At 49.4% G+C, this 20,770-nt stretch carries 18 protein-coding genes and 1 other annotated feature; of the genes, 13 read left to right on the top strand and 5 right to left on the bottom strand.

What is annotated here, in order from left to right; genetic code table 11:
* The first annotated feature begins 71 nt into the window (after positions 1 to 71).
* Complete coding sequence (locus DVG79_RS07830) at positions 72 to 1,910, top strand: anaerobic ribonucleoside triphosphate reductase (RefSeq protein ID WP_114596219.1); 1,839 nt, start codon at positions 72 to 74, stop codon at positions 1,908 to 1,910.
* Complete coding sequence (gene nrdG, locus DVG79_RS07825) at positions 1,885 to 2,343, top strand: anaerobic ribonucleoside-triphosphate reductase activating protein (RefSeq protein ID WP_114596218.1); 459 nt, start codon at positions 1,885 to 1,887, stop codon at positions 2,341 to 2,343. The genes DVG79_RS07830 and nrdG overlap by 26 nt, the downstream gene beginning before the upstream one ends.
* A 51-nt stretch (positions 2,344 to 2,394) precedes the next feature.
* On the opposite strand, the gene DVG79_RS07820 is transcribed toward nrdG, so the two are convergent.
* The gene (locus tag DVG79_RS07820) at positions 2,395 to 3,870 is read right to left on the bottom strand and encodes a DHA2 family efflux MFS transporter permease subunit (RefSeq protein WP_114596217.1); all 1,476 of its coding nucleotides are present in this window, start codon (positions 3,868 to 3,870) and stop codon (positions 2,395 to 2,397) included.
* Positions 3,871 to 4,034: 164 nt separating this feature from the next.
* On the opposite strand from DVG79_RS07820, the gene DVG79_RS07815 reads away from it, so the two are divergent.
* The 9 genes from DVG79_RS07815 to DVG79_RS07775 all read left to right on the top strand — a co-directional run bounded on the left by DVG79_RS07815 (position 4,035) and on the right by DVG79_RS07775 (position 15,061).
* Positions 4,035 to 4,943, top strand: coding sequence for a TetR/AcrR family transcriptional regulator (locus DVG79_RS07815; protein WP_114596216.1), 909 nt, complete (start codon positions 4,035 to 4,037; stop codon positions 4,941 to 4,943).
* Between the two features lie 71 nt (positions 4,944 to 5,014).
* Positions 5,015 to 6,460 carry a SulP family inorganic anion transporter gene (locus DVG79_RS07810; protein ID WP_114596215.1) on the top strand — a complete coding sequence of 482 codons (1,446 nt, stop codon included), beginning with the start codon at positions 5,015 to 5,017 and terminating at the stop codon, positions 6,458 to 6,460.
* A gap of 98 nt (positions 6,461 to 6,558) precedes the next feature.
* Positions 6,559 to 7,392: a fumarylacetoacetate hydrolase family protein gene (locus tag DVG79_RS07805; protein WP_114596214.1), complete on the top strand. Its 834-nt coding sequence runs from the start codon at positions 6,559 to 6,561 to the stop codon at positions 7,390 to 7,392.
* Positions 7,393 to 7,617: 225 nt separating this feature from the next.
* Positions 7,618 to 8,364: a DeoR/GlpR family DNA-binding transcription regulator gene (locus DVG79_RS07800; protein WP_012369959.1), complete on the top strand. Its 747-nt coding sequence runs from the start codon at positions 7,618 to 7,620 to the stop codon at positions 8,362 to 8,364.
* Complete coding sequence (gene pfkB, locus DVG79_RS07795) at positions 8,361 to 9,281, top strand: 1-phosphofructokinase (protein ID WP_012369960.1); 921 nt, start codon at positions 8,361 to 8,363, stop codon at positions 9,279 to 9,281. Before DVG79_RS07800 ends, pfkB begins: the two co-directional genes overlap by 4 nt.
* Positions 9,282 to 9,297: 16 nt before the next feature.
* A complete protein-coding gene (locus DVG79_RS07790) occupies positions 9,298 to 11,232 on the top strand; it encodes a PTS fructose transporter subunit IIABC (RefSeq protein WP_114596213.1) in 1,935 nt (644 codons plus the stop codon).
* Positions 11,233 to 11,349: 117 nt separating this feature from the next.
* Positions 11,350 to 12,495, top strand: coding sequence for an FUSC family protein (locus tag DVG79_RS07785; protein WP_114596212.1), 1,146 nt, complete (start codon positions 11,350 to 11,352; stop codon positions 12,493 to 12,495).
* A 64-nt stretch (positions 12,496 to 12,559) separates the two neighbouring features.
* Positions 12,560 to 12,763: a binding site (T-box leader), on the top strand.
* A gap of 59 nt (positions 12,764 to 12,822) precedes the next feature.
* Positions 12,823 to 14,469 carry an aromatic amino acid hydroxylase gene (locus DVG79_RS07780; RefSeq protein ID WP_114596211.1) on the top strand — a complete coding sequence of 549 codons (1,647 nt, stop codon included), beginning with the start codon at positions 12,823 to 12,825 and terminating at the stop codon, positions 14,467 to 14,469.
* Positions 14,470 to 14,548: 79 nt separating this feature from the next.
* Positions 14,549 to 15,061, top strand: coding sequence for a pyrophosphohydrolase domain-containing protein (locus tag DVG79_RS07775; protein WP_114596210.1), 513 nt, complete (start codon positions 14,549 to 14,551; stop codon positions 15,059 to 15,061).
* A gap of 42 nt (positions 15,062 to 15,103) precedes the next feature.
* On the opposite strand, the gene DVG79_RS07770 is transcribed toward DVG79_RS07775, so the two are convergent.
* The 3 genes from DVG79_RS07770 to DVG79_RS07760 all read right to left on the bottom strand — a co-directional run bounded on the left by DVG79_RS07770 (position 15,104) and on the right by DVG79_RS07760 (position 16,973).
* Positions 15,104 to 15,391 (bottom strand): MGMT family protein, encoded by a 288-nt coding sequence (locus tag DVG79_RS07770; protein ID WP_114596209.1) that lies wholly within the window; start codon positions 15,389 to 15,391, stop codon positions 15,104 to 15,106.
* The gene (locus DVG79_RS07765; RefSeq protein WP_114596208.1) at positions 15,388 to 16,359 is read right to left on the bottom strand and encodes a cation diffusion facilitator family transporter; all 972 of its coding nucleotides are present in this window, start codon (positions 16,357 to 16,359) and stop codon (positions 15,388 to 15,390) included. Before DVG79_RS07765 ends, DVG79_RS07770 begins: the two co-directional genes overlap by 4 nt.
* Before the next feature lie 125 nt (positions 16,360 to 16,484).
* Positions 16,485 to 16,973 carry a pyridoxamine 5'-phosphate oxidase family protein gene (locus tag DVG79_RS07760; RefSeq protein ID WP_114596207.1) on the bottom strand — a complete coding sequence of 163 codons (489 nt, stop codon included), beginning with the start codon at positions 16,971 to 16,973 and terminating at the stop codon, positions 16,485 to 16,487.
* A 167-nt stretch (positions 16,974 to 17,140) separates the two neighbouring features.
* Between DVG79_RS07760 and DVG79_RS07755 the strand changes: the two genes are divergently transcribed.
* On the top strand, positions 17,141 to 18,151 hold the full coding sequence (locus tag DVG79_RS07755) for an LLM class flavin-dependent oxidoreductase (RefSeq protein WP_114596206.1): 1,011 nt from the start codon (positions 17,141 to 17,143) through the stop codon (positions 18,149 to 18,151).
* Between the two features lie 19 nt (positions 18,152 to 18,170).
* On the opposite strand, the gene DVG79_RS07750 is transcribed toward DVG79_RS07755, so the two are convergent.
* A complete protein-coding gene (locus tag DVG79_RS07750; RefSeq protein WP_114596205.1) occupies positions 18,171 to 19,439 on the bottom strand; it encodes an MFS transporter in 1,269 nt (422 codons plus the stop codon).
* A 122-nt stretch (positions 19,440 to 19,561) separates the two neighbouring features.
* Here DVG79_RS07750 and DVG79_RS07745 point away from each other — a divergent pair, with 122 nt between their 5' ends.
* Positions 19,562 to 20,749, top strand: a complete 1,188-nt coding sequence (locus DVG79_RS07745; protein WP_114596204.1) for a helix-turn-helix domain-containing protein — start codon at positions 19,562 to 19,564, stop codon at positions 20,747 to 20,749.
* Positions 20,750 to 20,770 lie beyond the last annotated feature (21 nt).

Here is a 20,770-nt window from a genome sequence, read left to right as displayed (position 1 = left end):
TGTCGGTCTTGGAAAGCTCTCGCTATAGTGGGGATACAGATAGAAACCACATGATTTAGGGAGAGATGAAGATGGACATACAGACGTTATACAAACAAATCGTTCAGGATCCGTCAACGGATGAGATGCAGGAAAATGCGAATGTCGATGGGAAATCGCCGCTCGGCAAGCTGAACCGCCTTGCCGGTGTCGCGGCAAAACAGATGATGCAGGACATGTTGTTATCAACAGAAGCGAAACAGGCCCTTGCTGAAAACATCATCTATGTCCACGATGCCGACTATTATGTGACCGGGACGACGACCTGTGTTCAACTGCCGCTCGGACGATTGTTAACGGACGGTTTTACGATGACCCACGGATCGATCCGTCCGGCACAGGATATCCGGTCGGCCCTGGCACTCGCTGCCATCATCATGCAGGCGAATCAAAATATGCAACACGGCGGGCAGTCCTACCCGATGTTCGATTTTGATCTGGCCCCGTTTGTCGAAAAAACCTTTCAGCGGCAACTGAAGAAAATCCGGGAACTGGTTCCGAAATGGTCAAATCGACGCAAGCGGGCCTATGCGATGTCGGAAACGTATGAGCTGACCTATCAAGCATGTGAAGCGTTTATTCATAATACGAATTCGATGCATTCACGCGGTGGCGGCCAAGTGCCGTTCATTTCCATCAATTACGGAACAGATACCTCAACGTTCGGCCGGCTGGTGATTCGGGCATTGCTTGAAGCCACTCGGGCAGGACTTGGAAAAGGGGAGACGCCGATTTTTCCGATCCAAATTTTTAAGGTTAAAACAGGAGTCAATTTTCAGTCGGAAGACCCGAACTATGACTTGTTTCAACTGGCGACGGAAGTGACGGGGAAACGTCTGTTTCCGAACTTTGCCTTTCTCGATGCGCCGTTTAACCAATCGACTGGTACACCGGACGAAGAAGTGGCCTACATGGGGTGCCGGACACGTGTGCTTGAGAACCGGCAAGGTCGAGCTTCTGTCGTCGGACGGGGAAATCTGTCATTTACGAGTCTGAATCTTGTACGCCTTGCCCTGATGACGCAGAGTCTCGATCGGATGTTTGAAGCGGTCTCCGCTTATACGGCAGTGATTTGCGAACAATTACTGGAACGCTATCATTACCAAGGCAACCGGACGGCAGACGAGTTTACCTTTTTATATCGGCATATCTGGCGGGACGGACAGATGCTGGCTGAATCAGACCGGGTCGAACCGGTCTTACGGCAAGGGACGTTATCCGTCGGGTTCATCGGTTTGGCAGAAGCATTGATCGTCCTGACGGGGCAACATCACGGGGAATCGAAACTCGCCCACGAAATCGGTCAAGCCTTGATCCGACTGATGCGGACAGTCGTCGATCAGTACGGGGAAAAAACCGGACTGAATTTTTCTCTGCTCGCGACACCGGCGGAAGGACTATCCGGAAAATTCACGACCGTGGATGTCGAGCGGTTTGGTGTAATGGAACGTGTGACCGATAAACCGTATTATACGAACTCATTTCATCTGCCGGTCGAGACGACGGTGACCATCCGTGAAAAAATTCGTTTGGAAGCACCATTTCATGCCTTATGTAACGGTGGACATATCACGTATGTCGAGACGGACGGGGCTCTCGCGGAAAATCCAAAAGCAATCGAAGACATCGTCCGCCTGATGGCAGAAGCCGGTATCGGATACGGGTCGATCAATCATCCGATTGACCGCTGTCTGACGTGCCGGACGGAGCAGACGATCGAAACCTCCTGTCCGGTGTGCGGCGGAACAGAGATTGAACGGATTCGCCGGATTACCGGATACCTGGTCGGAACGATGGACCGGTGGAATCCTGCGAAGCGGGCGGAAGAACGGGATCGGGTGAAACATGCGACTGCTCCACATTCTCGCTGATTCCGTCGTCGACGGACCCGGCCTCCGAACGGTCATCTTTTTTGCCGGTTGTCCCCACCAGTGTGCGGGGTGTCATAATCCGGAGTCTTGGGCAATGGACGGCGGAGCAGACTACACGGTTCGCCAAGTCCTGGAACAGATTGAAGGCATCGGTTCACGCCGGATTACGATTTCCGGCGGGGAACCGTTTTTGCAACGTACTGCCCTGGCAGAACTGGTTCACGCGTTAGCCGGCTGCGACATCTATCTGTTTACCGGTTACCGGATTGAACAGTTGCTGGACGATGCGCAAGCCCGACAGATTCTGTCACAGATTGATGGTTTAGTTGACGGGAGGTATATCAAAACCCTTCATGATTCTTCCCTGTCGATTCGTGGCAGTACGAATCAACGTATCTTGACGAGGGAACAGCTTCAGACTTTTCTCGGATAAAAAAACAGGTCGTTTCTTCTCATGATAGAGAGGAAACGACCTGTTTGAGGTTTAAGCATATTTCTTTTCACGTGCTTCATCAATATGAACGACGTCTTGCTCGACTTTCCGTTTCTTAATGAAGAACGATAATCCTAAAGCCAGTAAGGCGAGCAACGTGGCGATGAAGAACGTATCATTGATGCCTTCGACCATCGATTGCGTGATGATCGTTTGCGGATTCGTCCCGGGCGTTGCATTTGCCGTCAGTTCTTTGGCATAGTCAGCGGTCCGTGATGTCATGACCGTAACGAGCAGTCCTGAACCAATCGCACCGGATACTTGCGACAACGTATTGTTGAGCGCCGTTCCGTGCGGTGTCAAATGTTGCGGGATATGGTTCAATCCGTTTGTCATAACCGGCATCATGACCATCGAGATCCCAAGGAAGCGTAACGTATACATGATGACGAGGAACGAATACGCCGTATCCGCCGTCAGACGACTGAAGAAGAAAGTTGTCAGGACGGTCAAAGACAGACCGATCATGGCAAGGACCCGGGCACCAAAGCGATCAAACAAACGACCGGTGATCGGTGACATGAAGGCCATGACAAGTGCCCCCGGCAACATCAAGAGACCGGAATGGAACGGTGAAATACCGCGAATCGTCTGGACGTAAATCGGCATCAGGATCATGGCGGAGAACATCGACATGTTCAAGACCATTGAAATGCCTTGTGATAGAGCGAACATCGGGTATTTAAAGATTCGGAACTCAAGCATCGGTTCATCGAGTCGGAATTGGCGTATAATGAACGAAGCGAGACTGATCACACCAATGGCAAGAGCACCGATGACGGTCCATGATCCCCAACCGGCAGAACCGGCAGAACTGAAACCGTACAGTAATCCGCCGAAGCCGAAGCTTGATAAGACAAGTGAAAGTTTTTCAAGACGCAGTGTACTCGTGACGACTTCTTTCTTTAATAAGAAGAATCCGATGATGAGGACCAGCAGGGAAATCGGTGTAACGATATGGAACAGCATCCGCCATTCGTAATGTTCAAGCACCCAGCCGGACAACGTCGGGCCAATGGCGGGAGCGAACGTGATGACAAGACCGAAGATGCCCATCGCTTGTCCACGTTTCTCAATCGGGAAGCCGTTCAGAAGAACGTTCATGAGAAGCGGCATCATGATGGCGGAACCGGATGCTTGTAACATCCGCGAACCGAGCAGGACCGGAAACAGATCGGCTTGACCGGCGACGATTGTGCCGATCGAGAACAATCCCATTGCCGTTAAGAACAATTGGCGTGTCGAAAACTTTTGAACGAGAAAGGCGGACGTCGGAATCATGATTCCGTTGACGAGCATGTAACCCGTTGTCAGCCATTGAGCGGTGCTTGCTTCAATGTTGAATGATTTCATGATGGATGGTAAAGCGATATTTAACAGCGTCGAGTTCAGGACAGCGACGAAGGCGCCGGCCATCAAGACCGCTAAAATTAAATAAAGACGAGATGATTGCTTCGTTGATTGCATTTCGTTATGCTCCTTTTGTACAGTAAGTCTAGTTTGTTATACACTGATTCTACAACTTAGCTATCTTACCGTCTCAGGCAAAACATTACAAATTATTTGCTTTATACACTAAAGTAAATGAGTGGTTTTTGAAAAACAGATCATTTAAAGAAAAGGATAATGTTATGAACCCGAAAAAGAAACAGCTCCTTGATGCTGCCTACCAACTGTTCGTCGAAAAAGGTTACCAGTCGACTTCGATCCAGGACATACTCGATCAAAGTGTCGTCTCCAAAGGAACGTTCTATAATTACTTTTCATCAAAAAATGAATTGTTCATTGATGTCTTCAATACGGTTTTCGAAAAGATGCGTAATGCCCGCAAAGAAATTTTAGTCGGCCGTGACGTCTCGGATTATGAAACGTTTATCCGGCAAGGGAACTGTTACCTCGAATTGATGCAGAAATATAAACTGTATACGTTGTTTGAAGAAGCGATTGCTTCTAATGAAAAAGAATTAAAAGCATTCATGGAAAATAACCGGCTGCTTGAAATCGAATGGACGTACCATCGTCTGCGTGATTTGTTCGGAGAAGCGAAAACACCGTATCTGCTTGATTTAGCCGTCATCTATACCGGAATGTTACAGTATGCGATGTACTTCTTCCGGCAATCAGAACCAAACACGCAACCGGAACGGGTTGTCCGGTATGTCTTTAACCGGTTGACCCATCTCGTCGAAGATGTCAGCCGGACGGAAGAACAATTGATTCCGCCGCGGTTTTTATCAGTCTGGCTCGATCGTCCGCAAGATGAGGTCGTCATCCGGAAAGACTTATTTGAAAAGACGAATGCTCATATGAAGCGACTGATCACGCTGTCTGCCATTTCAGACGAATCAAAAGAAGCACATGATGAAGTGCTCGATTTCATTTATGAAGAATTACTGGAACGGAAAAAGCCGAAAATCCATCTGTTGAAGCGGGCACTCGAAACGTTGCAGGAAGATCCAATCTTCACCGGTCAGGAAATCATGGTCCGTTATCAGGATATGGTCGATGAAATCGTCCGGATCCGGACGCTGTTACAATAAGGGCTTATCGTTTCAGGTAAAACACCTTACAATGAAAAAATATGTTCAAACCAAAAGAAATGAGGAATTAGATGTTTTCACAATGGAGAAAAGAATGGGTCCTGCAACCGAAAGCGGATCTGTTATCCGGAATCGTCGTTGCCTTGGCACTGGTTCCGGAAGCCATCGCGTTTTCCTTGATTGCCGGCGTCAACCCGATGGTCGGCTTATATGCGTCCGTCATCATTGCCATCATCATCTCGATTGCCGGCGGCCGCCCGGGGATGATCTCGGCAGCGACCGGTGCGATGGCACTTGTCGTCGTCCAACTCGTCAAAGATCATGGTGTGGATTATTTACTGGCAGCAGGAATTCTCGCCGGAATCTTCCAGATTCTTTTAGGCGTCGCCGGTGTCGCCAAGTTATTGCGTTTTATTCCCCGCGCCGTCATGGTCGGGTTCGTCAATGCCTTGGCGATCTTAATTTTTTCGGCACAGTTGCCGCAGTTTGAAGGACAGAACTGGATCATGTATGCGATGGTCGCGGCGTCTCTCGCCATCATCCTGATTTTCCCGCGGTTTACGAAAGTGATTCCGGCACCGCTCGTCGCGATTACAATCATGACGATTCTGACGGTTGCCTTTTCGCTGGATACCCGCGTCATCGGCGACATGGGTCAAATTTCAGCTTCACTCCCAAGTTTCTTCCTGCCGAACGTTCCATTTTCGCTTGAGACATTGCAAATCATCTTCCCGTATGCCTTGTCACTCGCATTCGTCGGTCTGATTGAATCGTTGTTGACGGCACGGATTGTCGATGAGATGACGGATACGACATCGAATAAAGCGACCGAGTCACGCGGACAAGGAATCGCCAACATCGTGGCCGGATTCTTTGGTGGTATGCCGGGCTGTGCGATGATCGGGCAATCGGTCATCAATGTCACATCCGGCGGTCGCGGTCGTTTGTCGACTTTTACAGCCGGAGCATTTCTGATGCTGTTGATGGTGACGATGAATGATTTACTGATGACGATTCCGATGGGGGCCCTCGTCGGTGTCATGTTCTTTGTGTCGTACGCGACATTTGACTGGGGATCTTTCAAAATGCTGAAAAATTCTCCGAAAAGTGATTCTGCCGTCATGCTGGCAACGGTCCTCGTGACCGTCCTGACACATGATTTGTCAATGGGCGTACTGGTCGGGATTCTGCTTGCTGCGATTCTGTTCGCATCGAAGATTTCACGGATTGATGTGAAACGACATGCCGAAGGGAAAAACGTCGTCTACCGGATCAACGGTCCGATTTTCTTTGCGTCGACGACAGCGTTCGTCGAACAATTCGATGTGCCAGCAGATCTCGACTTCGAACGGGTCACGCTTGATTTCACACAAGCCCACTTGTTTGATGATTCGGCGACGGAAGCGATTGAAACGGTCGTTTTGAAATATCAGGCGGCAGGTGTGTCAGTTGATCTGGTTTCCTTAAATGAAGAATCACAGGCGCTTGTCGACCGTTTAGCCCGTCGCATTGCCTGAAGAAGAACCGTCCGAGACGTATTTCGGACGGTTCTTTTTTCGTGAAAGCAGACGGTTGGAGAGACTTTTCGGTATACTGGAAAAAAGGGGGAATAGTCATGAAATGGTTTCGGTTTGAGCAAGAAGGAGAGTCACGGATTGGAGTTGAGGAAGCAGGTTACCGGTATGACGTGACAGCGCAGGTCTATACGGATTCGTTGCTTGAAGTCATCGCACGGGGCTTCGAGATGGATCTTGATTTGGATGTCGCACCGCGACTGAACGATGAAATCCAGTTACTCGCACCGTACATACCGCCTCGTAATGTGATTTGTGTCGGGAAGAACTATGCCGATCACATCAAGGAGATGGATACGGCAGGTGCCGGGAAATTCGTTTTATTTACGAAAGCACCGAGTTCCATCGTCGGTCCGTTTGAAGCAATCGAACGGCATGCTGATCTGACACAGCAACTCGACTACGAAGGTGAGCTCGCCATTATCATCGGGACGTCCGGTCGTGATTTGACACCGGAAAATGCACTGGATCATGTCTTCGGTTACAGTATCGTCAATGATGTGACGGCACGTGATCTGCAAAAAGAGCATGTTCAATTTTTCCGCGGTAAATCACTCGACGGGTTTTGTCCGTTCGGTCCGGTCATCGTGACGGAAGACAGTTTTGATCCGGCTGATGTACTGGTTGAGACGCGCGTCAACGGTCAACTGCGTCAATCGGGTTCGACGAAGCTGATGCTCCGGGATGTCGTGACGATTTTAACAGAAGTTTCCCGCGGGATGACCCTTGAAGCAGGGGATATCATCGCAACAGGAACACCGGCTGGCGTCGGACACGGGATGAAGCCGCCGACGTATCTTCAGGATGGGGATGTCGTAGATATTTCGATTGAAGGAATCGGTCATCTGCAAAATCACGTCAAAGCCTATAAATGAATAATCAATGACCGTCTTGTTTAAAACCGCTCAGAGAATGAGCGGTTTTTTTGCGTAAACGGTCATGGTATGACCGTTTTTGATGTATAATAGACGTATAACAGGATGTTATTGTCGAATAAAGTCGTATTTTGAAGGTTTTTTAACGAAAAACATAAAAAAATGAATGTTTTTGATTGATTTTTGAATGTAAACGCTTTATATTAAGGATGTGGAGGGAAACTCATGTTAACGAAAAAACGCCATCAACTGATTCTCGAGCTACTCGCCCGGGAAGAAGTCGTCAAAATGCAAACCATTGTTGATCAGACGGGAGCCAGTGAATCAACGATTCGCCGCGACTTATCACAACTTGAATCGGCTGGTCACCTACGGCGGGTTCACGGCGGGGCAACCGCCAACCATATGCAGATTGATGAACCGAGTTATTTCGAGAAAAGTGACCGTTTCGTGGAAGAGAAGGACCGGATCGCGAAAGCAGCGGCCGACCTGATCGAAGACGGAATGTACGTGTATCTCGATGCAGGAACGACGACGCTAGCCATCGTCCCTTATCTCGAACAAAAGGCGATTACAGTCGTGACGAACAGTCTTCCTCTAGCGAACACGTTACTCTATCACCGTATCCCGACGTTCGTCGTCGGAGGGCAACTCAAGCATTCGACCCAAGCACTTGTTGGTTACAATGCGCGTGAAGGAATGTTGATTTACCATTTTGATGTCGCTTTCCTTGGGATGAACGGTGTTCATCCGACTCAAGGTTTCACGACACCAGATCCGGAAGAGGCACTCGTTAAGAAGACCGCGATTGAGTTAGCGAAAAAGTCTTATGTATTAGTCGATGAGACGAAACTGGATGACATCAGTTTCAGCCGGGTCGCGTCACTGCGGGCGGCAACGATTATCACGATGACATCCAGTGAACAGGAAGCGAAATACAGTCAATATACAGAGGTGGTGAACGCAAAATGATTTATACACTGACACTCAACCCATCAATCGATTATTACGTCACGTTGCCGGTATTTGAGGCCGGACAAGTCAATCGTGTGGAACAAGCGGAAAAAGTAGCAGGTGGAAAAGGAATCAATGTCTCACTCGTCTTAAGAAACTACGACGTCGAGACGGAAGCTCTTGGATTTTTAGGTGGCAGTACGGGGCAATTCATTCGTAACGAACTGGAAAAACAAGGTGTCCTGACCGCATTCACACCGATTGCCGATGAAACGCGGATCAACGTTAAGATCCGTGCCGATCAGGAATCGGAACTTAATGCGGCAGGTCCTCAAATCAAGGATGAAGAATTACAGGCGTTACTGGCTGCGTTCGAAACGATGCAGCCGGGTGACATCGTCGTCTTCGCCGGCAGCATTCCAAGCAGTCTGCCGCAGGATTTGTATCGGAAGATTGCACAAGTCCTGACGGAACGAGGCGTCAAATTCGCCGTCGATACGACGAAGGAAGCGATGCTTGAAGTTTTACCGCTCGGTCCGTTCATGATCAAGCCGAACCATCATGAACTCGGTGAAATCTTTGATGTCGATATCACGTCAAAAGAAATGGCTGTCCCGTATGCGCAACAACTTGTTGAACGCGGCGCGGAAAATGTCATCATCTCTTTTGCGGGTGACGGAGCGTTACTCGTCAACAAGCAGGGGGCCTACACGGCGAACACACCAGCCGGTAAGCTGATCAACTCAGTCGGTGCCGGAGATTCACTCGTCGCAGGATTCGTCGCCAGTTACGCGCTCGGACGGCCGCCGGAAGAAGCGTTCCGGTACGCAGTCACGACAGGCAGTGCGTCCGCTTACTCGTTTGGATTATGTACAAAAGAAGATATTGACCGTTTACTGACCGATGTCCAAGTCGTTGAACTCATTCAATCCTAAAAGGAGTGACAAACTCATGAAAATTACAGATCTGTTAACACGTGATACGATCCAACTCGATTTACGTTCGTCGAATAAAGCAGCTGTCATCGATGAACTCGTCGATGTACTCGATCGTGCCGGAAAATTAAATGACCGCTCTGCTTACCGCGAAGCCATCCTGGCCCGGGAAGCACAAAGTACGACCGGACTCGGTGAAGGAATCGCGATTCCGCATGCGAAGACGGCAGCCGTTAAATCACCGGCCATCGCTTTTGGACGTTCGACAGGAATCGATTACGAAGCACTTGACGGACAACCAAGCCGCTTGTTCTTCATGATTGCTGCCGGCGAAAATGCTGACAACGCGCACCTTGAAACATTATCAAAACTGTCTGTCTACCTGATGGACATGAAGTTCCGTGATACGATTCTTTCCGCTCGTTCGGAAGATGAAGTCATCGCTGCGATCGAAGCAAAAGAACGGGAAGAAGAAGGTCCGGTCGACGTCTCGTCGTCAAGTGTCGCACAGGACGCACCATATATTCTTGCCGTCACAGCATGTCCGACCGGTATTGCCCATACGTATATGGCAGCAGATGCCCTCCGTCAAAAAGCGGAAGAAATGGGTGTCCGCATCAAAGTCGAGACAAACGGTTCGACTGGCGTGAAAAACGGTCTGACAAGTCAAGATATTCAAGAAGCGACAGCAATCATCGTCGCTGCGGATAAAGCCGTCGAGATGGATCGTTTCAACGGGAAACACGTTGTCGAAGTTCCGGTCGCTCAAGGAATCCGTAAACCAAAAGAACTGATTGACCGTGCCGTTAAACAGGATGCACCGGTGTATAAAGGCAGTGGATCAAGCGACAGCTCGAAACCGGCCCGCGGCGGCTTCTACAAACACCTGATGAGCGGGGTTTCCGCCATGTTGCCACTCGTTGTTGCCGGCGGACTCTTAATCGCAATCAGCTTCTTCTGGGGCATCAACTCAGCGAATCCGGAAGATCCGTCATATAACGAATTTGCCGCTCAATTGATGTCGATTGGTAAAGCAGCCTTTGGTCTCTTAATTCCGATTCTTGCCGGATTCATCGCGATGTCGATTGCCGATAAACCGGGTCTCGCACCAGGTTTGATTGCCGGGTTCCTCGCAAGCCAAGGGAACGCTGGATTCCTCGGCGGATTGATCGCCGGTTTCCTTGCTGGTTATGTCGTCCTCTTACTGATCAAAGTCTTACAAGGTCTTCCGAAAGCTCTTGAAGGGATCAAACCGGTCTTGCTTTACCCGCTGTTCGGTTCATTCATCACAGGTATGATCATGTTGCTTGTCATCAACGAACCGATCGCTGCTTTCATGACATGGTTGACAGATTCACTCAACGGTCTCAGTGGCGGTAACGCGATCCTGCTCGGTATGCTCGTCGCAGCAATGATGGCGATCGATATGGGTGGTCCAATCAACAAAACGGCTTATGTCTTCGGAACAGCCGCTTTAACAGCAGGAAACACGGAAGTCATGGCAGCCGTCATGGCGGGTGGTATGGTTCCACCGCTTCTCGTTGCATTCTCGTCTACATTGTTCGCACGTAAGAAATTTACACCGCAAGAACGCGAAGCCGGTATCGCTGCTTACGCAATGGGTGCTTCATTCGTCACAGAAGGTGCGATTCCATTCGCAGCAGCCGATCCACTTCGTGTCATCCCGTCAAGCGTCATCGGTTCAGCAATCGCCGGTGCATTGACAATCGTCTTCGGTGTGTTGCTTCCGGCACCACACGGCGGTGTGTTCGTCTTCCCATTACTTGACGGACCATCAGGCACATTAATGGCCGTTCTTAGCTACGCTGGTGCGATCTTAATCGGAGCACTTGTCGGAGCTGCCATCCTCTCGATCTTGAAAAAACCGCTCGTCGATCAAGAAGTTGCGAAAAAAGAAATGACTTCTGGCACGGGAACAAAAGCTTCATAAGAAAAAATTATTCGATAAAATCACTCCAAGGCGACTTGGAGTGATTTTTTAATTGCCTTTTTCGGGTATTAGAGCAAGAATAGGGGGCGTATCCCCACTATAAAAGGAGGTTTGTATATGGGCGGTCAGTCTTTACAAATCGGACCACGTACCATCAAGACCGGACTTGCGGTCATTTTGGCGCTGATTATCAGCAACCTGTTTAATCTGAGCCCGATCCTACCTGCGATTTCGGCAGCGACAACGTTATTACCGTCCGTTTATCAGACATGGAAACAATTCCTCGAGGAAGCGGAAGCTAACCTGATCGGAGCCTTCCTGACGCTTGTCTCATTATGGATTTTAGGTGACAACCCGGCTAATCCACTGGCAATCGGAATCGTCATCATGGCCGCCATCTCAATTTTATTGGCATTTGGTTTCGGCCGGACGATTCCCCACGTCGTCTTGATGATCATCGTCATCCTGGAAAGTGTTGAAGGGGCGACGGATCCATTGTGGCAAATCGTCCTGATCCGTTACTTACTCGTCATGCTCGGGATTGGTTGTGCCCTCGGTGTCAATGCGCTGATTTTCCCGCCGCGTTACGGAAATGTCTATTATCAGAAAGCCTCGAAACTGTTCGAGAAGCTGCTCGTCGTGACCCGGGCAATTGCCTTTGAAGGGAAAGTCACACCGTACCGGTCAGCCATCGACAAAATGAGCCGTTCGATGCTTGAAACGAAGACGTTATTTAATCTGCACCGGGAAGAAATTCGCGGATCCCGGCAACGGCATGTCTCGTTATTACGGAATTTGATCATTCTGCAACACATGCAGTCGTGTCTCGAACGGGGTGTCGCGACCGCCGAACGGTTCCGGGAGCGGGAGAAGGCGTTGAATTCGATTGCTGACGAGTTACGGAGCGAGTTGTTCTATCACCTGATGCATATCGCCCAGCGTCAGGAAAAGGTTTTGCTGACGTATGACTTGTTATTGACGGAAGAACCGCTCGCGATGGAAGATCTCGTTAAAGAAAACATTGCCTTCGTCAAACACTCGTTCCTTGACCGGGATGAGTTGGAAGAAGAAATCATCATGGAAATCCTGCCGATCGTCGTCGCGATGAACGAGTGGATTCAGGAACTGGAATTGTTTGAAAAACGGCTGAACGGGGCGCTTCGCCGCCATGTGACTTCGCTGTCGATCGAACAAAAATCAGTCCGTGATAAAACCTTTAACCGCTTTAAACGAAAAAAAGCGATTGACGAAAGCCAAAAGTAAGCGTATAGTCCTTCTTAACAGCACTTTAGTTGCTAACAGCATAACAGCATAACAGAACAAAAGAAATTGGACGAAGACGAAACCGAAGTAGAAACAATCTCCCTGTTTCAGAGAGCACGTGGCGCTGCGAACGTGTACACAGATTGGATCGAATTACAGTTTCCGAGTCTCTTGCCATGCAAGCGGAGAAAACCGTTATCCCGTAATGAAGCGATCTATGTCTACGTAGATTATCAGGGTGGTACCGCGGCCTTTTGTCGTCCCTGTCGAACATCTTTGTTCGGCAGGGACTTTTTGTTGTTCATCTACTTTCAAGGGGGAATTCATATGTCTACACCAATCATTCCAAGTCACTTACAACCACACGTCGCACCACAGCACTACGACGATTACACGCCGACGGATCACGCGGTCTGGCGTTACGTCATGCGACTGAATTTAAAGACGTTACAAGACACGGCCCATCCGGCATACCTCGAAGGACTCGCTGCGTCCGGTATCAGTCCGGAACGGATTCCGGATGTCCGGGAGATGACGGCCAATTTGAGCCGGGGCGGCTGGGGAACAGTTGCCGTTGACGGCCTGATACCGGGTGTCGCATTCTTTGACTTCCAAGGACACGGTTTGTTACCGATCGCAACGGATATCCGAAAGGTCGACAATATTCTCTACACACCGGCACCGGACATCTTGCACGAAGCAGCGGGACATGCACCAATCCTGATGAATCCGACGTACGCGGAATTCGTTCGCCGGTTCGGTGAGATTGGTGCCCATGCCTTTAACCATAAAGCGGAGCACGACGTCTTCAAAGCGTTGAAAAAATTGACGATTGTCAAAGAAAGTCCGTTTTCGACACCGGCTGACATCGAGCAGGCGGAAATTGCCCTTGCTGAAACCCGGACCCATGTGACGGGAATCTCGGAAGCGAATGAAATTTCACGTCTGTTCTGGTGGACGGTTGAGTTTGGTCTCATCGGTGATCTCGACAATCCGCAAATCTACGGAGCCGGTCTTTTATCATCAGTCGGTGAAAGCCGTCACTGTCTGACAGACGCGGTCGTCAAACATCCGTTTTCACTTGCGAAAGCACTGGCGACGAAACATGACGTCACGAGCATGCAAAAAGAACTGTTTGTCTGCGAATCATTCGAACAGCTCCGGGAAGCCCTGGAGGAGTTCGCGCAGACGATGTCATACGTCCGCGGCGGTATCCACGGATTGACGAAAGCCGTCGAGTCAGGCAACCTTTCGACGCTTGTCTTTGACAGCGGCGTCTCGCTCGTCGGTGTACCGGCAACACAGGAAATCCATGAAACCCTACACATCGTCAAGCTGACCGGTCCAACGGCGCTGGCTGCGAAAGGTGAAGTCATGACAGGTCAAGGGCTTGCCGATCATCCGGAAGGATTTACACTCCTTCACGGACCGGAGCTGAACGAAGTCCTGCTCCAGGTCAAAGTCGGGGAAGAGCTGGACTGGACAGAAGGTGCAGTTCACGTCAGAGGACAAATTTCAGCGATTCAAAACGTCAACGGTCACCGGGCACTCGTCGTCCTGGAAGAAGCTCAATTGACGAACGACGGTCAAACGACGGCAATGGACCGGATGGAGTTAGTCGTCGGAGACATCACGTCGGCTTTCCCGGGAACAGAAGTCGAAGCGTTAAAACCAATTCCGGAGACAGTCGAATTCGAACGGATCGAACGTCCGTTGACAGCAGCCGACCCGATTTTTGAAGCCATTCGGGAAATGCGGGAAGGACGGGCCGACCGTCAACTGTTGCCGCAACTGATTGACCGGACGTTGACTCAATTACCGGATGCCTGGTTGTTGCGTCTTGAATTACTGGAACTGGCGGATGAAGTCGATCAGCCCCGGTTAATCAAGGATTTAGACCGTCTGAAGCAGACGTCGGCCGAACGGGACGAGCTGATCAGCCGCGGAATGCTCCTGCTGGATCTTGTCCGGTAATTCAGGCATCGAGAAATCTCCTGAAACCTGTTAGAATGGAAACCGTGTGAAAGTGATACGGAACAGGGGAGTGATCGATATGAAACAACCGAATTATTATCAGGACGTCAAACAATTCCATCAGACGTTCCGTCATCCGGGTGCAGAACAGCCGACAGCGATTCCGCTCGAACGGGGTGTCAAACGGGCGACCTGGACAGCGGAAGAAGCAGTCGTTGAGTTTCTCCACCAGTCGTCGCAAAACGAAACTGAGTTTTTGGCAGCCATCGAGACGTTTAAGGCAGGACTCGATCAGGCCGTTGAAAAATCACTGAAGGAAACCTATCCGGTGACGGAAGTCGAACGGCTTGTCGGCCAAGGTGATGCCTTGACGGATGCCCTGTACTTCATCATGGGCAGTTTTGTTGAAGCCGGTCTTGAGCCGGGGCCGTTGTTCGAAATCGTCCAACAGGCCAACATGGCGAAACTCGGTCCGGACGGCCAACCGATTTTCCGGGAATCGGATCAGAAGGTCATGAAGCCGGACGGATGGTTGCCGCCGGAGCCGCAACTCGAAGCAGAAGTAGTGCGCCAAATGAAAGAAAAAGCATGAAAAAAGGAAGTAAGCCGCACATGCGGTTTACTTCCTTTTTGTTCAGACCTGATAACGGGACAACGATAACTTCCCGGGACGATCAAAGACGATTCCTTCCGCCTCGAGTGCCAGTTGCTGTTCGTCACCGTCCAGTGAAATTTCACCTTTGGCATTTAAGACTCGGTGCCACGGCAGGTGTTCCGTCCGGCTCAGGCTGTGGAGAATCCGTGCCACTTGCCGGGCTGCCCGCGGGTTTCCGGCAAGCCGGGCGACTTGACCGTACGTCATGACGCGTCCTGCCGGAATCGAACGGATGATAGCCATGACCTCTTGTGTAAACGGAATCAAAGGGTTTCCTTCGTGGAAACGATATACTGCTGAATTTTATCATCTTCGTCAAACCCAATCGTGACATCGGTGATCCCTTGCTGAAGCCGGATTTGCAGTTCGAGCCGGTCTTTGATGTCATCGGCTTGTGCAATCGTCAACGACGGATCAACTTCAATCTCAACTTCGACATGGAAATGATCCCCTTCCTTGATGACTTCGAGCTTACTGATATCACGGACATCGGCATCCTGCATGATGAGACCGCCGAGCCGTGCGGCCATCGTCTCATCTGCTTCACCAAGTGCGCCGGCCGCATTTTGTAAAAAGACGTTGCCGACGACATAAAACATCATCAGTCCGATGATGATCGACGCAATCCCTTCCGCCTGATGGAACGGTGTCAGATGCGAGATGATGACGGCAATCATGGCGACGAGTCCGCCGGCCGTTGCGACTAAATCTTCGAGGAAGACAAGACGTGTCGCCGGTTTTGCCTGCTTTAAGGCACGGAAGCTGTCGAGAATCAATTTGGGACCTTTTGTCGTGATCCGGGCATCGTGGGCGATTTCCTGCATCGCTTTGTAAAAGACGCCGCTTTCGAGGACGACACCGACAAATAAGACGGACAGTGTAATCCAGAAACCGGTCGACTCCGTCGGTTCAATGATATGGGCAATCCCTTCATGAATCGTTTCGTAAGCCATGATGCCGACGAATAGAATCGCACCGAGTAATACGAGGTTGACGAGACGGCCGAACCCGTTCGGGAACCGTTTAGTTGGCGCCTTCTTACTGAGGGCGGAGCCGATGAAGACAAAAAACTGGTTGGCGGCATCGCCGAACGTATGCATCATTTCGGCAAACATAGCGACGTTTCCCGTTAAGACATAAGCAACTGCTTTAATGATGGCGATAATCGAGTTAACGATACCGGCGGTCAGAGCCGAACGGTTACCGCGTTTTAATAAGGTAATAAATTCTCCCATGATGCGTCTCCTTTAGCTAATAAACTTGATTACTAATAGTAGTATGTTACACCAGATGACGTGCTTAAAACCAATTCAAACAAAAAAAGACCAAATCGCTATAAGGCGATTCGGTCAAACAAGAATTATTTTAAATCTACTTTTTTGTTGATTTCATTCGAGTCGTCGTTGCCGACCGCTTTTTTCAACAGCTGTTTGACGGATTTCGTCGTGTTTCCTGTTTCCCAGTACTCGGCGCCTTCCGTGTTGACCTTGATCAGGACAACTTTTGGATCTTCGTACGTCGTACCGAGGTACGCTTCGTAACGCGGGCTCCACAATTCTTTTTTACGGGCTACATCTTCGACGAATTCTGCTTTTCCGCGAATCGAGACATATGATTTATCGACATACGCGACGTTGACGTTCGGATTTTTAAGGATTTCAGTATATTTGCCTGTATCTTTTGATGTAAGGAACCAGAGATCGCCATCGAACTCGATATCCTGTGTTTGCATCGGACGTGAGACGAGCCCTTCATCAGAAACAGTCGTCAGCATCGCTGTTTCGATTTTATCGATTAATTTTTTGACCGTTTCGACGGCTTCCTGATTTGATGTATGATTCGTTGACATAAAAAACACCTCATCCTTTAAGTTTTTATTGCGGCTACTTTAAGAATGTTCCCTGAATTTCAAATTGAAAACGTCGCCATCCGGTAAACAGGCAGTTTAATTGCATTCGATTATCAGACAGGCGTACAGTTTAGACATGAAGTCAACAGCAAGGGGAGAGATTATAAATGAAATTAAGTATTTTAGATCAGTCGCCGGTCTCAAAAGGACAGACGCCGTCAGAAGCCTTACATGAAACGGTTGAACTGGCGAAGATTGCCGATGAGCTCGGTTATACGCGGTTATGGGTGTCGGAACACCACTTTGCGAAGACGCTTGCCGGATCAAGTCCGGAAGTTTTGATCGCCTACATGGCAGCCGTCACAAAACAGATTCGTCTCGGTTCAGGGGGCGTCATGTTACCGCATTACAGTCCGTATAAAGTCGCGGAAAACTTCCGTGTCCTCGAAGGACTGGCACCGAACCGGATTGATTTAGGACTCGGTCGTGCACCGGGCGGCATGCCGCTCGCGACACGTGCCCTTCAGGAAGGATCGTCACCGCGGTTCGGCGGAGCCGACTACGGCGCTCAACTCGATGATCTCGTAGATTATTTATCCGACGGGGCACCGGCTGATCACCGGTTTGCAGGACTCGTTGCAACACCGGAAGTCGATACGACACCGGAAGCCTGGTTGCTCGGGTCAAGCGGCGGCAGCGCCTTGAATGCGGCGCAGCGCGGATTTGGTTTCGCGTTTGCCCACTTCATCAACGGACAGGGTGGTCAGGAAGTGATGGATTATTACCGTCATAACTTCATGGCGACGTCATTCAACGCGACACCGCAGACACTCGTCTCGATTTTCGTGACATGTGCCGAGACAACGGAAGAAGCGGAACGATTGGCTTCGAGTCTTGATTTGTCATTGCTCCTGCTTGAGAAAGGTGTCTCGTCAACAGGCACGCCGACTCCGGAAGAAGCGGCGGCTTACCAGTACTCGTTCCAGGATCAGTTCCGGATCGCCGAAAACCGGAAACGGATGATCGTCGGAAATCCGGAAGATGTCGCGCGTCAGTTGCAAAATCTGGCAGATTCGTACGGAACAGATGAAGTGATGATTGCTTCGATGATTGCCGACAAGGACGCGAAACAACAATCACTCCGTCTGATTATGGATGCAGTCAAAGCGACGGTTTAAGTCTATCAAAACGTTCATCTCAGCTCGCTGAGGTGGACGTTTTTTCTGTTTTAAGCTGGTTTTCCGGTAAGCGTTCCATTTTGATATCGTGCCGCAAGTGGAAGAATCCGATACTGACGGTCACGAGTAAACCGAATGAACTGATTCCGAGAATCAGAGTGAGGGAAACGTGATCACTTAAGAAGCCGAATAACAACATACCGAGTGGAATGATGCCCATCGCAAGGGATTCCATGACACCGATGACCCGTCCTAAGTAAGCAGGGTCTGTTTGACGCTGGACGAGGAGTTGAATCGGAATGTTTGCCCGGAGGAGGATAAATCCGACGATGAAAGAGAAAACGAAAAAATAACCGAACGTCCAGTTTGATGGAATAACGTCGAGTAACGGTAATACTGGTGAAAGAAACAGCATGCCGACTAAAGCAATCGACTGAAACAATGTCACCAACGGACGCTTGATCGTAAAACGAGGCAGAGCAAGCATCAGGGAGCTGAGCAACAAACCCGTACCTAAAGCGGCTTCAATTGTTCCGAATTGGAAGGCGGTGAAGGTAAGGCGGTCGAGCAGGATAATCGGATAGATGACTTCCAATGCAATGAAAAAGAAATTCAAGACAAGTGCCATCAAGATGAGTGTCGTCAGGACACGTTGCTTAAATAAATAGCGGTAACCTGATTGAAAGTCTGTCCAAAATGAAGGTGAGCTTTCTTCACCGGCAGAAGGAATGGCCCGGAACGTCAGCCGCATGTTCCAAAGTGCGGCGAGTGAAAACAAGCTAAACGGTAAGAGGGTGAAGAGGTGGATCGGTGCAAAGGCTAACAGGAAACCAGCGAGCATCGGAGCAACGATTGAGGAAAGAGAACTGATACTTGAAATGAGGGAATTACCACGCTGTAGTTCCGCATCATCAAGCAATCGTGTCAACGAACTCATCAAAGTGACGGAAAGGAAGGTTGAAAGAGCAGTCAACAGGGCGCTGACAATCATGTAATGCATCGTCTGGACAGGAAAAAAGGTCGCGTAACCTGCAAATACGGCAAGTATGAAGGCACTTGATGCTTCGGTCGTGACGATGATTTTTTTCCGGTTCCAACGATCAGACAGAACACCGGCAACGGGGGATAACAGAATCCGCGGCAGTGTCCCGGCGAGTAAGACAAGTGCGAATTGAAGCCCGGATGAGGTTTCCCGTAAAACGGTCAGACCGGCGACGAACGTAAACAGACTGGCGGCGAACAACGAACAAAACTTACCGAATAACAGACGTTGTAAATTTTTCGACATCATAAACCCTCCTTTTTGTTCAATTTAATTGAACTTTCCTTTATACTAGAGGAGCAGGGAAGAATTGTAAATGTAAAAGTTAAATTTAATTGAACTTAATTGATAGAGAGAGGTACTAATCGATGCTTGGACAACGCATTAAAAGTTTACGGAAAGCGAAAAAATTAACACAGTCGGATGTCGCAGACGGCATCATGACGAAGTCGATGCTCAGTATGATCGAGAACGAAAAGGCGACACCGTCTTTACCGGCTTTACAGGCGATTGCCCATCGTCTACATGTCTCCATCGACGCGTTATTGATTGATCCGCGTGCCGTCGAAATGAAGCAAATGATTGAAAAAATCAATTCGACCGCAAGCGGTTATTATGCGGAAGGACAAATTGCGACGATGCTTGAGCCGTATTTAGAGCCCGCCATCAATTCTTACTGGCAAGGGCAAATTTATTACGAATACGGAAGTGCTTTACGTTTTTCGGATACGGAAAAAGGCTTACATTACTTCGATTTGGCGGAGGATGTATTCCAACAACTCGGATTACGGGATGAACAGATTAAAGTACAGATTTCAAAAGTTTATTTTTTGTTTTTTCTGCGCCGTTATGAAGAAGCCTACCGAAAGATTGACGGGATGATGATTTTTCAGGATGTCCCGCTCGCGCATGAAACGTTTTTGGACTATCAAATGCTACAGGCGATTCGTGCCAGTGTGATCAATGATAACTGGAGTCAATCGATTGTTTTCTTGCGGGAAGGGATTCGCTATATGCGGGAAAAGGGTGTCTACAGTGATGTCAGTAACTACCACCGGCTGCTCGCCTTGTTTTTAAGTTTAGAAGAGGACTATGAAGCGGCGGAATTCGAACTCGAAAAATTACGGCATTTCTTTTTATTCACGGAAGCAACGGCACTTGATCAAATCCTTGTCGACTTGACGAAAGGATCCATTGCGGTCCACCGTGAGGATTATGCCGGGATTCGTGAGGCACGGGAACGGCTGATCGAAGTCGAGATTGAAGCCTGTCTTCATTACATCGGGTATTTCGAAGTCTACCTTTGTTTATGGAATGATTCAAAAGAGGAACTGACCTTTGACCTGCCAAGCGCCGTTTCTAAAATTTGGAGGAATGCCCACTTATGGCGGGCCGGTGGTGAGTACGATCACGCGATGATGTTATATGCGCTCGCGTTTGCGATGCAAGCCGGAGTTGGATTGGACCGTCAAGCAGAAGTGGAAGAATTGACAACACAACTGTCACCCGGTCATTTTAAACAAAAAATTGAACAAACCTTGGCGACATTAACGTAAAAAAACAGGACCAACCGGGTA

The sequence above is a fragment of the Exiguobacterium sp. RIT594 genome (genome assembly GCF_003339585.1).
Lineage (GTDB): Bacteria > Bacillota > Bacilli > Exiguobacteriales > Exiguobacteriaceae > Exiguobacterium_A.
This window is presented reverse-complemented; position numbering and strand designations above follow the sequence as displayed.